General features: G+C 71.6%; 11 protein-coding genes and 1 tRNA gene. 5 read left to right on the forward strand and 7 right to left on the reverse strand.

Features of this window, described 5'->3' with window-relative positions:
* Positions 1–174 precede the first annotated feature (174 nt).
* Together QK440_RS15740 and QK440_RS41400 are read right to left on the reverse strand one after the other, a co-directional pair.
* Complete coding sequence (locus tag QK440_RS15740) at positions 175–1608, reverse strand: sulfatase-like hydrolase/transferase (protein ID WP_282793718.1); 1434 nt, start codon at positions 1606–1608, stop codon at positions 175–177.
* Between the two features lie 247 nt (positions 1609–1855).
* Positions 1856–1954, reverse strand: coding sequence for a putative leader peptide (locus QK440_RS41400; RefSeq protein ID WP_349239295.1), 99 nt, complete (start codon positions 1952–1954; stop codon positions 1856–1858).
* A 261-nt stretch (positions 1955–2215) separates the two neighbouring features.
* On the opposite strand from QK440_RS41400, the gene purF reads away from it, so the two are divergent.
* On the forward strand, positions 2216–3742 hold the full coding sequence (gene purF, locus QK440_RS15745) for an amidophosphoribosyltransferase (RefSeq protein WP_282793719.1): 1527 nt from the start codon (positions 2216–2218) through the stop codon (positions 3740–3742).
* 31 nt (positions 3743–3773) lie between these two features.
* Positions 3774–4856, forward strand: a complete 1083-nt coding sequence (purM, locus tag QK440_RS15750; RefSeq protein WP_282793720.1) for a phosphoribosylformylglycinamidine cyclo-ligase — start codon at positions 3774–3776, stop codon at positions 4854–4856.
* Positions 4857–5108: 252 nt separating this feature from the next.
* On the opposite strand, the gene QK440_RS15755 is transcribed toward purM, so the two are convergent.
* Both QK440_RS15755 and QK440_RS15760 read right to left on the reverse strand, forming a co-directional pair.
* Positions 5109–5366, reverse strand: a complete 258-nt coding sequence (locus tag QK440_RS15755; protein ID WP_190135694.1) for a DUF3073 domain-containing protein — start codon at positions 5364–5366, stop codon at positions 5109–5111.
* A 374-nt stretch (positions 5367–5740) separates the two neighbouring features.
* Positions 5741–6826, reverse strand: coding sequence for a Glu/Leu/Phe/Val dehydrogenase dimerization domain-containing protein (locus QK440_RS15760; protein WP_282793721.1), 1086 nt, complete (start codon positions 6824–6826; stop codon positions 5741–5743).
* Positions 6827–7090: 264 nt separating this feature from the next.
* On the opposite strand from QK440_RS15760, the gene QK440_RS15765 reads away from it, so the two are divergent.
* Together QK440_RS15765 and bldC are read left to right on the forward strand one after the other, a co-directional pair.
* Entirely contained in the window at positions 7091–8008 is a 918-nt protein-coding gene (locus QK440_RS15765; protein WP_282793722.1) for a hypothetical protein, read from the forward strand.
* Between the two features lie 532 nt (positions 8009–8540).
* Positions 8541–8747 carry a developmental transcriptional regulator BldC gene (bldC, locus tag QK440_RS15770; RefSeq protein WP_003949541.1) on the forward strand — a complete coding sequence of 69 codons (207 nt, stop codon included), beginning with the start codon at positions 8541–8543 and terminating at the stop codon, positions 8745–8747.
* 624 nt (positions 8748–9371) lie between these two features.
* Here bldC and QK440_RS15775 read toward each other — a convergent pair.
* The 3 genes from QK440_RS15775 to hrpA form a co-directional block, all read right to left on the reverse strand.
* Positions 9372–9590, reverse strand: coding sequence for a DUF6274 family protein (locus tag QK440_RS15775; protein ID WP_282793723.1), 219 nt, complete (start codon positions 9588–9590; stop codon positions 9372–9374).
* Between the two features lie 389 nt (positions 9591–9979).
* Positions 9980–10054: transfer RNA gene (locus tag QK440_RS15780), tRNA-Asp, on the reverse strand.
* Between the two features lie 109 nt (positions 10055–10163).
* A complete protein-coding gene (hrpA, locus tag QK440_RS15785) occupies positions 10164–14138 on the reverse strand; it encodes an ATP-dependent RNA helicase HrpA (RefSeq protein ID WP_282793724.1) in 3975 nt (1324 codons plus the stop codon).
* Positions 14139–14287: 149 nt separating this feature from the next.
* Here hrpA and QK440_RS15790 point away from each other — a divergent pair, with 149 nt between their 5' ends.
* The gene (locus QK440_RS15790; RefSeq protein ID WP_282793725.1) at positions 14288–14800 is read left to right on the forward strand and encodes a hypothetical protein; all 513 of its coding nucleotides are present in this window, start codon (positions 14288–14290) and stop codon (positions 14798–14800) included.
* Positions 14801–14857 lie beyond the last annotated feature (57 nt).

A 14857-nucleotide genomic window follows, 5' to 3' on the forward strand; every position in this document is an offset into this window, starting at 1 on the left:
TCCGGGCCCCCGGCCACCCCCCCCGGGCCCCCGGGCCACCACCCCCGGCGGCTGATCACCCGCGGCGGCCGGCGGCCACCTCACCCGTGGCCGCCCCGCCCGCAGCACCGACCGCTGTCCGCGGCGCCCCTGCCCGTGGCCGCCCCGCCCGCCGCGCGGCAGCGCCCGCGCCCCTCACCCCGCCGGGTAGGGCAGCAGCTCCGCGTCCGTCCGCTCCCACGCGGTCCGCAGCTCGGCGAGCAGGCCGGGCTCCCGGCCCGCCAGGTCGGCCTGTTCCCGCTGGTCCCGGCCCAGGTGGAAGAGCTGGTCCGGCCCGCCCTTGCCGCGGTAGTACTTCCACGGCCCGCGCCGCAGCGCCCGCTCGCCCCGCACCCGCCAGAACAGGTCCCGCTCGCCCGGCTCCCGGCCGCGCAGCAGGTAGCCGGCCAGGCTCGTGCCGTCGAGCGGGTAGGCCGGGTGGGGCCGGGCCCCGGCGAGTTCGAGGAGCGTCGCCGTCCAGTCCGGTGTGTACACGGGCACGTCGCTGACCTGGCCGCCGTCCAGCCGGGCGGGCCAGCGCACGATGGTCGGCACCCGGATGCCGCCCTCCCGCAGCGAGCCCTTGTTGCCGCTCAGCGGCCAGGTGTAGGAGAAGCGCTCGCCGCCGTTGTCGGAGGCGAAGAAGACGAGGGTGTCGCGCTCCTGCCCGGAGGCCTTCAGGGCGTGCAGCACCTGCCCGATCGACCGGTCCAGGTCCTGCACCATCGCGGTGTACTTGGCCACGGACCCGCCGTCCCGGTGCTGCAGGGCGCCCCGCTCCCCGGCCTTGATGCGCCGTACGATCTCCGCGCTGACCTCGGTGTCGCCGTCCGCGATCCACGGCCAGTGCGGCGTGGTGAAGTTCAGGTTCAGCAGCCAGGGCCGGTCGTGGCCGCGCCGGACGTAATCGACGGCCCGCTCGGTCAGGACCCGCGTGTAGTAGCGCAGGTCCTTGTACGTCGCGTCGCCCTCGTACAGGTCGTACTCGCCGCCCAGGCCGAGCTTGGAGTAGTACTCCAGGGCGCCGCCGAAGTTCCCGAAGAACTCGTCCCAGCCGGACTTGGTGGGCGAGTGGTCCGGCAGGTAGCCGCAGTGCCACTTGCCGATCAGCGCGGTCGCGTACCCGGCGTCGCGCAGCAGCGAGGCGAGCGTCGGGTGCGTCGGGTCCAGGCCCGCGGACCGGTCCGCGATGGGCTCGGCGAGCCCGCCCTCCGTCCGCCCGGGGAAGCGCCCCGTGTACAGGCTGAAGCGGGTCGGGGAGCAGGTCGCCGAGCCCGAGTAGGCGTGGGTGAAGCGCACGCCCTGGCGGGCGAGGCGGTCCAGGTGCGGGGTCCTGATGTGCGGCGACCCGTACGACGACAGGTCGGCCCAGCCGAGGTCGTCGCCGAGGACGAACAGGATGTTGGGCCGCCGGGCGGGTCTGCCGCCACGGTCCTCACGGACGGTGAACGGCCGCTCCGCGGGCCCGGCGAAGGGCCGCTCCGCGGGCGCGGCGGCGGCCTCGTCGGCACCGATGCCGACGGCAGCGGCGGCACCCGCCACACCCCCGGTGAAGGCACGCCGGGACAGCGGGATCTCGTACGAAGACACAAAGGACTCCAGGGCGGGGAGAGGCCCCAAGGCGGGGCGCGGGGACATCCCCGCGCGAAGGCGGCGCGGTACCGCTCGCGGGGACGGGGAAACCACCCCGGGCAGGGGCGGGAGGAGCGCGGCGGAAGCCCGTCGACCGGCGGCGGAACCCCTCCGCGGCGGCCGTGGGGGAACGTTTCAGCGTGACAAACGTCCCACGCGCGAAAGGGTCAAACCACCATGGAACGGGGCGAAGTGAAAGCCGGTCTCAGGCGGCGCGACGACAGATCGCGCTCGCCACACGGGCCAGATCGACGTGGCGGCGCCACACGAGCCGGACCGCCGACGGGACACCGGAGGGCTGCATGAACCAGGAGCCTCACGGAGTCCGCGGACCCCTGTCAACGCACTGTCGTGCCTGTTCACACGCCCTTCGTACGGCGGAAGCACTCCGGTGACCGGGCGGCGCGCGAGGCGTCGGCGGACGTCACCCCCGCTCACCGATTTGGTGGAACCTCCATACCCCGCCGCACCCCCGCGCCACCCCGTCAAGTCCACGTTCCGCGCCGCCCGCGGGGCCCGCGTCCCCAATTCGGACCAGTGGTCGATCTCGCCTACACTCGGTGGCGTGCCACGTGGTGACGGTCGACTCAATCACGATCTGCTCCCCGGCGAGAAAGGCCCCCAGGACGCATGCGGCGTCTTCGGTGTCTGGGCTCCGGGCGAAGAGGTCGCAAAGCTCACGTACTTCGGGCTCTACGCCCTCCAGCATCGGGGCCAGGAATCCGCGGGAATCGCGGTCAGCAACGGCTCCCAGATCCTCGTCTTCAAGGACATGGGCCTCGTGTCCCAGGTCTTCGACGAGACCTCCCTCGGCTCCCTCCAGGGACACATCGCCGTCGGACACGCCCGCTACTCCACCACCGGAGCCTCCGTCTGGGAGAACGCCCAGCCCACGTTCCGCGCCACGGCCCACGGCTCCATCGCCCTCGGCCACAACGGCAACCTGGTCAACACGGCCCACCTCGCCGAGCTGGTCGCCGGCCTGCCCAAGGAGAACGGCCGCGCCACCCAGGTCGCCGCGACCAACGACACGGACCTGGTCACCGCGCTGCTCGCGGGCCAGACCGACGCCGACGGCAAGCCCCTGACCGTCGAGGAGGCGGCCACGCAGGTGCTGCCGCAGGTCCAGGGCGCGTTCAGCCTCGTCTTCATGAACGAGCACACGCTGTACGCGGCCCGCGACCCGCAGGGCATCCGCCCCCTCGTCCTCGGCCGCTTGGAGCGCGGCTGGGTCGTCGCCTCGGAGTCCGCCGCCCTCGACATCTGCGGCGCCAGCTACGTCCGCGAGATCGAGCCCGGCGAGTTCGTCGCCATCGACGAGAACGGTCTGCGCACCTCCCGCTTCGCGGAGGCGAAGCCCAAGGGCTGCGTCTTCGAGTACGTCTACCTGGCCCGCCCCGACACCGACATCGCGGGCCGCAACGTCTACCTCTCGCGCGTCGAGATGGGACGGAAACTGGCCAAGGAAGCCCCGGCCGACGCCGACCTGGTGATAGCCACCCCCGAGTCCGGCACGCCCGCCGCGATCGGCTACGCGGAGGCCTCCGGCATCCCCTTCGGCGCGGGCCTGGTCAAGAACGCCTACGTCGGGCGGACCTTCATCCAGCCCTCGCAGACCATCCGCCAGCTCGGCATCCGCCTCAAGCTCAACCCCCTCAAGGAAGTCATCAAGGGCAAGCGCCTGGTGGTCGTCGACGACTCGATCGTCCGCGGCAACACCCAGCGCGCCCTGGTCAAGATGCTCCGCGAGGCCGGCGCCGCCGAGGTGCACGTGCGGATCTCCTCGCCGCCCGTCAAGTGGCCGTGCTTCTTCGGCATCGACTTCGCGACCCGCGCCGAGCTCATCGCCAACGGCATGACGATCGACGAGATCGGCACCTCACTCGGCGCCGACTCCCTGGCGTACATCTCCATCGACGGCATGATCGAGGCCACCACCATCGACAAGCCGAACCTCTGCCGCGCCTGCTTCGACGGCGAGTACCCGATGGACCTGCCCGACCCCGAGCTCCTCGGCAAGCAGCTCCTGGAGACGGAGCTGGCCGCGGGCCCGGCGTCCACGGCCGCCGCCGACGCGATCCGTCGCCCCTGAGCCCCGTCGTCCAATCCGAAAGATCCCGGGCATGTCTGAGACAACTGCTGGTACTGGCGCCTCCTACGCGGCGGCGGGCGTCGACATCGAAGCGGGCGACCGCGCGGTCGAGCTGATGAAGGAGTGGGTCGCGAAGACCCGGCGCCCGGAGGTGGCGGGCCTCGGCGGCCTCGGCGGCTTCGCCGGGCTCTTCGACGCCTCCGCCCTCAAGCGCTTCGACCGTCCGCTGCTGGCCTCCGCCACGGACGGCGTCGGCACCAAGGTCGACCTCGCCCGCCGGCTCGGCGTGTACGACACCATCGGCCACGACCTGGTCGCGATGGTCATGGACGACATCGTCGTGTGCGGCGCCGAGCCGCTGTTCATGACCGACTACATCTGCGTCGGCAAGGTCCACCCCGAGCGCGTCGCCGCCATCGTCAAGGGCATCGCCGAGGGCTGCGTCCTCGCGGGCTGCTCCCTGGTCGGCGGCGAGACCGCCGAGCACCCCGGACTGCTCGGCCCCGACGACTTCGACGTCGCGGGCGCGGGCACGGGCGTGGTGGAAGCCGACCGGGTGCTCGGCGCGGACCGCGTCCGCGAGGGCGACGCGGTCATCGCGATGGCGTCCTCCGGGCTTCACTCCAACGGGTACTCCCTGGTCCGGCACGTGCTCCTCGACCGCGCCGGGATGGCCCTCGACCAGCGGGTGGAGGAGTTCGGCCGCACCCTCGGCGAGGAGCTCCTCGAGCCCACCCGGATCTACTCCCTGGACTGCCTGGCGCTCATCCGCACCACCGAGGTGCACGCCCTCAGCCACGTCACCGGCGGCGGCCTCGCGGCGAACCTGGCCCGCGTCATCCCCGACGGCCTGCACGCCACCGTCGACCGCTCCACCTGGACGCCGGGCGCCGTCTTCGACCTGGTCGGCACCGCGGGCGAGGTCGAGCGCCTGGAGCTGGAGAAGACCCTCAACATGGGCGTGGGCATGATCGCCGTCGTCCCCGGGGACTCGGTGGACGTGGCCCTGACGACGCTGGCCGACCGCGGCCTCGACGCGTGGGTGGCGGGCGAGATCACCGCCCGCGGCGACCGCGCCACGGGGGCCGAGCTGACCGGCGACTACGCGAAGTAGTCACCGGCAGTCACGCCGGCAGGTACCGATCAGCCGAGGAGCGGATCGCTCCGGGACCCCCCGGACCGGTCCGCTCCGCTGCGTCCGGCCACCGCCACCCACGGCACCGCTCCGCTCCGGACTCCCGGACCTCCGAGCCTCCGGACAGCACGAAACCCGGTCCGGCGTGATGCCCCGGACCGGGTGAAGTGCGATGTGCCGCTGTCGGTGAGACGTACGGACGTTCCGGCGAGAAGTACCGGACTACGAGATTCAGGCGCCGCGGCGCTGCCGCGACGGGCCGGACTCGTCCGCACCCTCGTCATCGTCGTCGTCGCTGTTGTACAGCTCCGCGTACCGCGCGTACGGGTCTTCTTCGTCCTCGTCCTCGAACGGCTCGCCGTTCGGCGGCTGCTGCGAAGTCGAAGCGCCCAGCTCGTTGGCCAGGCGTGCGAGGTCGGTCCCACCGCTGTTGTACTTCAGCTGGCGGGCGACCTTCGTCTGCTTGGCCTTGGCCCGGCCGCGCCCCATGGCTCGACCCCCTCGGTATCGGGGCTCACGGCCCCAGAGTCTTGACACGCGTTCATGGTCCGGAACCGGCTCTCCGTGGAGAGACCGGTCCGTAGGGCTTCCACGGTACCTGCTCCTGCGGCCATACGGTACGTCGCCCGCAGGACGCGCCTAGGCGCACGACTGGCAAGGCGCCCTTTCCTCGCTGGTCGGAGCGATTTTAACCTCTTCTTGGCGGACGACCCGCCGACAAGCGTGAGTCTCGTCTCGTCACGCCGCGTTTTCCGCCGCCGTGATCGCGGCGGGCCGGCCGCTTTCCCCCCGGATTCCCCGCCGCGGGCCGACGGCGGCCGGGAACCCAGGGGTATTTTTCGGCCATTCTTCGCGGAGTGGCGTCAGAGGGCGCCGCGGGCCTCCGCGATGCGCTGCTCGGCGATCCGGTCGGCGGCCGCGGCGGGCGGTATGCCGTCCGTCTTGGCGCGAGCGAAGATGGCGAGCGTGGTGTCGTAGATCTTCGCCGCCTTGGCCTTGCACCGGTCGAAGTCGAAGCCGTGCAGCTCGTCGGCGACCTGGATGACGCCGCCCGCGTTCACCACGTAGTCGGGGGCGTAGAGGATGCCGCGGTCGGCGAGGTCCTTCTCGACGCCGGGGTGCGCGAGCTGGTTGTTGGCCGCGCCGCACACCACCTTGGCGGTGACCACGGGCACCGTGTCGTCGTTCAGCGCGCCGCCCAGCGCGCAGGGCGCGTACACGTCGAGCTCCGGCAGGCGGATCAGGGTCTCGGTGTCGGCGACCGCGGTGACCTTCGGGTGCTTGTCGGTGATGCGGCGCACGGAGTCCTCGCGCACGTCCGTGATCACGACCTCGGCGCCGTCCTCCAGGAGGTGCTCGACGAGGATGTGCCCCACCTTGCCGACGCCCGCGACGCCGACCGTGCGGCCGCGCAGCGTGGGCGCGCCCCACAGGTGCTGAGCGGAGGCCCGCATGCCCTGGAAGACGCCGAAGGCGGTCAGCACGGAGGAGTCGCCCGCGCCGCCGTTCTCGGGGGAGCGGCCGGTCGTCCAGCGGTTCTCGCGGGCCACCACGTCCATGTCCGCCACGTACGTGCCGACGTCGCAGGCCGTCACGTAACGGCCGCCGAGCGAGGCCACGAAGCGGCCGTAGGCGAGCAGCAGCTCCTCGCTCTTGATCTTCTCCGGGTCGCCGATGATGACGGCCTTGCCCCCGCCGTGGTCGAGCCCGGCCATGGCGTTCTTGTACGACATGCCGCGCGCGAGGTTCAGCGCGTCGGCGACGGCCGCCTCTTCGGTGGCGTACGGGTAGAAGCGCGTACCGCCGAGGGCGGGGCCCAGGGCGGTGGAGTGGATGGCGATGACGGCCTTGAGTCCGCTGGCGCGGTCCTGGCAGAGCACGACCTGCTCGTGGCCCCCCTGCTCCGACTGGAAGAGGGTGTGCAGGACGCCGTCGGTTACATCGGTCACGGTGGTGACTCCCGGTTACGTAGCGGCGGTTGGTCGGGATGCCCGTGCGGGTGGCGGGTCCCGGTGGTGGCACGAGAGTAGAGCCTGAGCCGTGGCATGAGACTAGAGCTTGGCAGGACCAGGGCACCGCACGGTGTTCGGCATCACCCTGTCCGTCCGGCCGCGGGATCACTCGCCGGGGCTGTGCGGCGGGGTACGGCGGTGTTCGGCCAATGGCGCGAAGCGCAGTGTTTTCCGGCCGGTGGGCGGGGGAGGGGAGGAGCCGTGCCCAAGGTGTCCTCGGTGGTCGTCCCGTACGCGTCGTACCTGCGTGTGTACGAGCCCCTCGCCGCCTTCCCCGAGCCCGAGCGCACCCACTGGGCGCGCTACGCGCGCCGCCCCGAGCGCCCCTCCTACCAGGACGAACTGCGCGCCTCGCTGGCTGATTTGGCGCCCACGCCACCGATCCCGGTGCCGGTGCACGAGAGCCGGGACGCGTTCGTGGTCGAGGCCGACGGCGTGGTGTGCGTGTGCCCCTGGCGCACCCGGCTGCGCGGCTGGCAGGCCCTCGGGGAGCTGACCGGGTCGCTGCCCGCGCCGGTCCTCGACGCGGTCATCCCGCCGGTGGTGCGCCGCCAGGCCGCGGCGGACTACGAGGCGTGGCTGGCCCGCAACCCCGACGCGCGCCCCTGGATCCGGACGGCCACCTGGCACGTGCCGCTGAACTGGTTCGTCCTGGTCGCGGACGAGGAGCGCTTCTACGACAGGGGCGACGACAAGGGGTACGGAGAGGGGTGCGGCGAGAAGCCCGATGAGGGGTGCGGCGGCGCCGACGAGGGCGGGGCGTCCGGCGCGGGGGCACCGGTGCTGCGGTACCGCACGCCGATGGTGCAGGCGCGGCGCCGCGTGGCGCGGGGCCTGAAGGCGCTGCGTGACGCGATGGACGAGGGCCCGCTCATCGACGGCCTGGTGGACGTGGGCCGGTGGCTGGAGGAGTTCCATCCGCGCTCCCTCGTGGAGCTGGACTACGGCGGCCTGGTGCACACGCTGCCCGAGGAGATGCTCGACGAGGACCACTCGGCGGCGGACGTGGCCGAGGGCATCGAGGCCCTGCGCGACGGCGACGGGGCGAGCGCCGGAGAGGCGTACGCGCGCCTCGTCGAGCGGTGGCGCGCGGTCCGGGAGCGGCAGTTCTCGAACTGACGTCGCGTTCTGTGTCCCACCTGTGACCCTGGGCCGGGGATCTTCGGCCCGGCGTAGTGCATCCTGGGCTTTCGCTGTCCCGGCGCCGGGACGTAGGTCCTGATCCGGGCCTTTGCCCGCAAGCGTGACGGACCGCACTTAACTGGCTCTTGCGCCGATCCACATTCCTCATGCCAAAATAGGACAAGGAGTCCGGACAGGGCTCCTTCCGTCCAACTATGGGCGGATTGCTCAGCATTGCACGCTATGGGGGGTCTGTTGACTCCTGATCGCTCTGTGACTGATCGTCACTATGGCGTGACTGTCCGCTATGGCATGGTCCATCGGCTTCCGTCGCTGATGGACACCTGGGAGGGCAATTCCATCGGTTTGGCCGACGCGGCTGGACGGATGGTGTAGTTGTAGTGCCGAGGACAAGCCGTTCGTCCTATAACCGACTCGACTCGCGTCCGCCATTTCGGGCAACGCGGGTCAAGGTGCAGAATTTAGAGGAATGAACCGAGAAGGTTCGGTTCTCCCGAGGAGGCCGCTCATGACCGCTCGCACCCCTGATGCCGAGCCGCTGCTGACCCCGGCTGAGGTCGCCACGATGTTCCGCGTCGACCCCAAGACGGTCACGCGCTGGGCCAAGGCTGGCAAGCTCACGTCGATTCGCACGCTCGGCGGGCACCGCCGTTACCGCGAGGCCGAGGTCCGCGCGCTTCTCGCGGGTATCCCGCAGCAGCGCAGCGAGGCCTGACGCAGGGCGTTATCGCAGGAAAAGGCAGACATCGGGCGAAGAGCGCCACCGCTGCCGGGTCCCCCAACCCGGCCGTACCGCCCGACACTCAGCTCCACGCATAGCTCCACACACAGCTCCATACGACACGGGCCCCGCCCCAACGGGTCCCCCGCCTGAGCCACTTGGGTGCGTCGTCGATCGCGCTGGACTCCGCCGGGTCCAGCGCGATCTTTTTTGTGCGGTCCGTCGCTGGTTCGTCGCTGGTCCGTCGTCGGGCCTGTCGCAGGTTCACCGTCGACGCGCGCGCCCCTGTCGTACTCCGGCGTGCGCGGTCGCCGGCCCGCTCGCGCGCCGGGGCGTCCGCCCTACACGCCCTCCCAGGGTTCAACAAGGCGGCTCACAGGGCCGCTCAACACTGCTCATCGGACAGGTCCGGAGTGTGGTGCAATTGCACATATTAGATTGACGTGGTGTAGGGCGGGTGTAAGTTCCAGGGTTTTCGAAACTCATTCGGTGACTACCGTCACACGGCCCGTGGCTTGTTGCCCTCACCGCCCTTGCGCTAATGGGGTGTTGGGCGTCGGCGCCCGTCCCCGCGTCCTCAGCTTCGCACCGCCCGGGCGCCGTCCGCCTCGGCTTTGGTCATGCCTTGGGGGGACTTTCGTCCTCGCATTGCTCAGCGTGCCGCTCGGGCCCCTGTACGGCCTCGTGGGCGTCGTCGGAGGGCTCCATGGCGAGCCGGAGCAGGCGATGGCAGATGGGGCAGTGCCGCGTCACGTGGCGGTAGCGCGACGCCGCGGCGAGATGCGCGCGCAGCAGGGCGCGGGTCTCGTGCCGGGCGGATGCGGGGACTGGCGTCATGCGTCACCTCCTGGGGCCGGGGGCGAGGTCTTCCGCGGTCTCTCCGGCCCTGCTGTTGAGGTACCGGGGGAATGTGACGGCGTCAAGGAGGGAGCACGGGAACGGGCCGCCGGAGCGGGTGGGGGTGCGGTCGCGCCGGTGCGGTCGCGCCGCGGGGTGCTGCGGCGGCCGTATGTGGGGGCAGTGGCGCGCGAGCGTCGGCTCGTACCCGGACCTGGGCCTGGGCCTGCGGAAGCGTTCGTACCGGCCCCGGACCCGCGGAAGCGCTCGTACCGGACTCGGGGCCCTGGAAGCGCCCGCACCGGCCCCGGACGCGCGGAAGCGCTCGTGCGGCCCCCGGACGCACGAAAGCGGGCCGCACCCTTACGGATGCGGCCCGCTTCCCACTGCGGTCCTGACGGGATTTGAACCCGCGGCCTCCACCTTGACAGGGTGGCGAGCACTCCAAACTGCTCCACAGGACCAGGTTTCGCGGCACTTACTTGCGCGTTGTGCTGCGAGAAGAGACTGTACAGCAGCGCAGGCCAGTGGTCGAACTCACCCTGTGTGCCCGTCTCGTCACGGGGTTTCCTGCTACGGGACCGCCGCGTCGATGGCCTTCACGATGCGCTTGTCCGACACGGGGTGGGCCGTGCCGAGTGCGTGGGCGAAGTAGCTGACCCGCAGCTCCTCGATCATCCAGCGGATGTCCAGGACCTCCTGCGGCACGGGGCGGCCCTGCGGCAGCTGCTCCAGGAGCCACGCGTACTCGTCGCGCATCTCGCGGACCTTCTCCATGCGCGTGGTGTCCCGCTGCGCGTTCGCCGGCATCTGCTGGAGGCGGCGGTCGGCGGCGACCATGTAGCGCATCAGGTCCGGCAGCCGGCGGATGCCCGCCTCCGTGACGAAGCCCGGCCTGACGAGGGCGTCGAGCTGCTCGCGCACGTCCTGGAGGTTCGGGAGCAGCGCCGGGCTCCGGGTGGACTTCAGGCGCCGCTCGCAGGCCTGCCAGGCGGCCACGACCTGCTGGACCTGGGCGACCGTGCGAACCGTGGTGTCGACGATGTCGGCGCGCACCTTGTCGTAGAGCTTGCGGTACGACTCCTCGTCCCACACGGGCCCACCGAAGTCCGCGATCAGCTTGTCCGCGGCGGCCGTGGCGCAGTCGGCGAACAGCGCGGGCATGGAGCCGTGCGGGTTCGCGGACAGGGCGAGCTTCTGCTGGTTGGTCAGCTTGTCCTGGGCGAACTTGGCCGGATTGACCGGGATGTTGCGCAGGATCAGGCGGCGGGTGCCCTTCCACATGGCCTGGGCCTGCTCCGCCTCGGTGTCGAAGAGGCGTACGGAGACCGTGTCGCCGTCGTCCACGAGGGCCGGGTAGGCCTTGACGGGCTGGCCTGCCCTCCGGGTCTCGAAGACGCGGGTGAGGGTGCCGATGGTCCAGTCCGTGAGGCCGGTGCGCTCGATGGTCGCGCCGCCCGTGCGCTCCGCCGTGGCGGCGGCGGCCTGCGAGAGGGCCTTGCGCGCCTTGGGCTTGAGCCGGAGCTTGAGGGCCTCCAGGTCCTTGTCCTCGGCGAGCTTGCGGCGCCGCTCGTCGACGATCCGGAAGGTGATCTTCAGGTGGTCGGGGACGCGGGACAGGTCGAAGTCGTCGGCGCCCACCGGCACGCCGACCATCTTCTGCAGCTCGCGCACCAGCGTGACGTGCAGCGGCTCCTGGAGGGGCGCGGCCCGCTTCAGGAACTCCCTGGCGTAGTTGGGCGCCGGGACGTAGTTGCGGCGGATCGGCTTCGGCAGGGAGCGGATGAGCTCCGTGACGACCTCTTCGCGCAGGCCCGGGATCTGCCAGTCGAAGCCCTCCGGCGAGACCTGGTTGAGCACCTGGAGGGGGATGTGGACCGTCACGCCGTCCGCGTCCGCGCCGGGCTCGAACTGGTACGTCACCCGGAACTTCAGCGGGCCCTGCCGCCACGCGTCCGGGTAGTCGTCCTTCGAGACGTCCCCGGCCCGCTCGTTGATGAGCATGGAGCGCTCGAAGTCGAGCAGCTCGGGCTCCTCGTGGCGCTTCTTCTTCCACCAGGAGTCGAAGTGCGCCCCGGACACGACGTCCTCGGGCACGCGCTGGTCGTAGAAGTCGAAGAGCGTCTCGTCGTCGACGAGGATGTCGCGGCGCCGCGCGCGGTGCTCCAGCTCCTCGACCTCGGTGAGCAGCTTGCGGTTGGCGGCGAAGAACTTGTGGTGCGTGCGCCAGTCGCCCTCGACGAGCGCGTTGCGGATGAAGAGCTCGCGGGAGACCTCGGGGTCGATGCGCCCGTAGTTCACCTTGCGGTCGGTGACGATCGGGACGCCGTACAGCGTCACCTTCTCGTACGCCATGACGGCCGCCTGGTCCTTCTCCCAGTGCGGCTCGCTGTAGGTGCGCTTGAGCAGGTGCTGGGCGAGCGGCTCGACCCACTCCGGCTCGATGCGCGCGTTGACGCGGGCCCACAGGCGTGACGTTTCGACCAGCTCGGCGGACATCACGAAGCGCGGCGGCTTCTTGAACAGCGCGGAGCCCGGGAAGATCGCGAACTTGGCGTTCCGCGCGCCCAGGTACTCGTTCTTCGCGGTGTTCTTCCCGCCCTCCGCCCCGGCGTTCTTGACGTCCTTCATGCCGACGTGGCTGAGCAGACCGGCCAGCAGCGAGATGTGCACCTGCTTCTCGGGGGCGTCGCTGTCGTTGAGCTGGATGCCCATCTGCTTGGCGACGGTCCGGAGCTGCGAGTAGATGTCCTGCCACTCGCGGATGCGCAGGAAGTTCAGGAACTCCCGCTTGCACATGCGGCGGAACGCGGACGAGCCGAGCTCCTTCTGCTGCTCGCGCACGTACCGCCAGAGGTTCAGGTACGCGAGGAAGTCGGACGTCTCGTCCTTGAAGCGGGCGTGGTGCTGGTCGGCCTGCGTCTGCTTGTCGGCGGGGCGCTCGCGCGGGTCCTGGATGGACAGGGCGGCGGCGATGACCATGACCTCGCGGACGCAGCCGTTCCTGTCGGCCTCCAGGACCATCCGGGCCAGGCGCGGGTCCACGGGAAGCTGGGCGAGCTTGCGGCCCGCCTGCGTGAGGCGCTTCTTCGGGTCCTTCTGCGCGGGGTCGAGGGCGCCGAGCTCCTGGAGGAGCTGCACGCCGTCGCGGATGTTGCGGTGGTCCGGCGGGTCGATGAAGGGGAACTTCTCGATGTCGCCGAGGCCGGCGGCGGTCATCTGGAGGATGACGGAGGCCAGGTTCGTGCGCAGGATCTCCGCGTCCGTGAACTCCGGGCGGGAGGTGAAGTCGTCCTCGGAGTACAGCCGGATGCAGATGCCGTCGCTGGTGCGGCCGCAGCGGCCCTTGCGCTGGTTGGCGCTGGCCTGGCTGATCGGCTCGATGGGCAGCCGCTGCACCTTCGTACGGTGGCTGTAGCGGGAGATGCGGGCCGTGCCCGGGTCGATGACGTACTTGATGCCCGGGACGGTCAGGGAGGTCTCGGCGACGTTGGTCGCCAGCACGATCCTGCGGGCTGTACCCGCGTCGGGCCGCTGGAAGACGCGGTGCTGCTCGGCGTGCGAGAGCCGCGCGTACAGCGGCAGCACCTCCGTGAACCGGTACTTCTTCTTCTCCAGCGCGTCCGCCGTGTCGCGGATCTCGCGCTCGCCGGACAGGAAGACCAGGATGTCGCCCTTGCCCTCGGCCATCAGCTCCTCGACGGCGTCCGTGATCGCGGTGATCTGGTCGCGGTCCGGGTCGTCGCCGTCCTCCTCGAGGAGCGGGCGGTAGCGCACCTCCACGGGGTACGTACGGCCGCTGACCTCCACGATCGGGGCGTCCCCGAAGTGCCGGGAGAAGCGCTCGGGGTCGATGGTCGCGGAGGTGATCACGACCTTCAGGTCCGGGCGCTTCGGCAGGAGCTGCGCGAGGTAGCCGAGCAGGAAGTCGATGTTGAGGCTGCGCTCGTGGGCCTCGTCGATGATGATCGTGTCGTACGCGCGCAGCTCGCGGTCCGTCTGGATCTCGGCCAGCAGGATGCCGTCCGTCATCAGCTTCACGTACGTGCCGTCGCTCACCTGGTCCGTGAAGCGGACCTTCCAGCCGACGGCCTCGCCGAGCGGCGTGTCCAGCTCGTCGGCGACGCGCTCGGCGACCGTGCGGGCGGCGAGGCGGCGCGGCTGCGTGTGGCCGATGAGGCCGCGGACGCCGCGGCCGAGCTCCAGGCAGATCTTCGGGATCTGGGTGGTCTTGCCGGAGCCCGTCTCACCCGCGACGATCACCACCTGGTGGTCGCGGATCGCCTCCAGGATCGCGTCCTTCTTCTGGCTGACCGGGAGCTGCTCCGGGTACGTGATCGCGGGAACGCCCTCGGCGCGGCCCGCCGTCCTGGCGGCGGCCCGGTCGATGTCCGTCGCGATCTCGTCGAGGACGGCGGCCCGGGCCTCGGGCTTGCGGATCCGGCGCGCACCTTCGAGCCGCCGGCCGATGCGGTGCTCGTCGCGCAGCGACAGCTCCGGCAGGCGGGAGGCGAGGGCGTCGAGGGTGAGGGCGGGCTGCGTAGACATACGCCGTCAAGGATCTCACCCGGCGCGGACAGGTGGCCAACCGATTTCATGCGGCGGGTGCCGCGGACGCCCGGGGAGCGCGGCCCGGGCCGCCCGGGAGTGTGGCCGGGCCGCCCGGGGTGCCCGGCCCGGCACGTACCATTCCGGGCATGTCGTCCCGTACGCGTTCGCCGTGGTGCCCCTTGGTGGCGCTGCTGCTCGTGGTGCTCGGGACGTTCTGCGGGCCCGCGGCGGCGGCCGGGCGGCCCGCGGCGCCGGTAGGGGCCGTGCCCGCCGCTGCTGCTGCCGCTGCCCCTGCCGCCGAGCCCGCCGAGCCCGCCGAGCCCGCCGTGCCTGCCGTGCCCGCCGACTCCGCCGGTCCGGATGCGCCGGGGATGTCCGCCGGGCCCTTCGAGCGGGCGCTCGCTCATGACTCCGCCGGGCGGCAGGCGCCGCCCGGCTGCGGCCAGCGGGACGAGCAGGACCTCGGCCAGCGGCCCCTGGCGCCGCGACCGGGTCCCTCGTACGAGCTGCTGCCCGCGCCCTACGACGTCCGCGCCGTGTCGGGTGACTGGGGCGCCTGGGGCGCGGAGCAGGCCCTGCTCGCCGCCGCGCGGGTGCTGCGGGCGCCGCCGCCGGTCGCGCCGCCCTCACCGGTCGGCCTCTCCGTGCTGCGCGTGTAGGAGACCCCTGTCCCCAGGGGTCCCACCGGCACGCACACAACAGGAGAAGCGCATCAC

Source organism: Streptomyces sp. CC224B (assembly GCF_030010595.1).
GTDB lineage: Bacteria > Actinomycetota > Actinomycetes > Streptomycetales > Streptomycetaceae > Streptomyces > Streptomyces longispororuber.

Excerpts from the sequence above, each read along its gene's own strand:
- hrpA (WP_282793724.1), bottom strand. The coding sequence starts at position 14,138 with ATGTCTACGCAGCCCGCCCTCACCCTCGACGCCCTCGCCTCCCGCCTG.
- QK440_RS15755 (WP_190135694.1), bottom strand. The coding sequence starts at position 5,366 with ATGGGGCGCGGCCGGGCCAAGGCCAAGCAGACGAAGGTCGCCCGCCAG.
- purM (WP_282793720.1), top strand. The coding sequence starts at position 3,774 with ATGTCTGAGACAACTGCTGGTACTGGCGCCTCCTACGCGGCGGCGGGC.
- bldC (WP_003949541.1), top strand. The coding sequence starts at position 8,541 with ATGACCGCTCGCACCCCTGATGCCGAGCCGCTGCTGACCCCGGCTGAG.
- QK440_RS15790 (WP_282793725.1), top strand. The coding sequence starts at position 14,288 with ATGTCGTCCCGTACGCGTTCGCCGTGGTGCCCCTTGGTGGCGCTGCTG.
- QK440_RS15775 (WP_282793723.1), bottom strand. The coding sequence starts at position 9,590 with ATGACGCCAGTCCCCGCATCCGCCCGGCACGAGACCCGCGCCCTGCTG.
- QK440_RS41400 (WP_349239295.1), bottom strand. The coding sequence starts at position 1,954 with ATGCAGCCCTCCGGTGTCCCGTCGGCGGTCCGGCTCGTGTGGCGCCGC.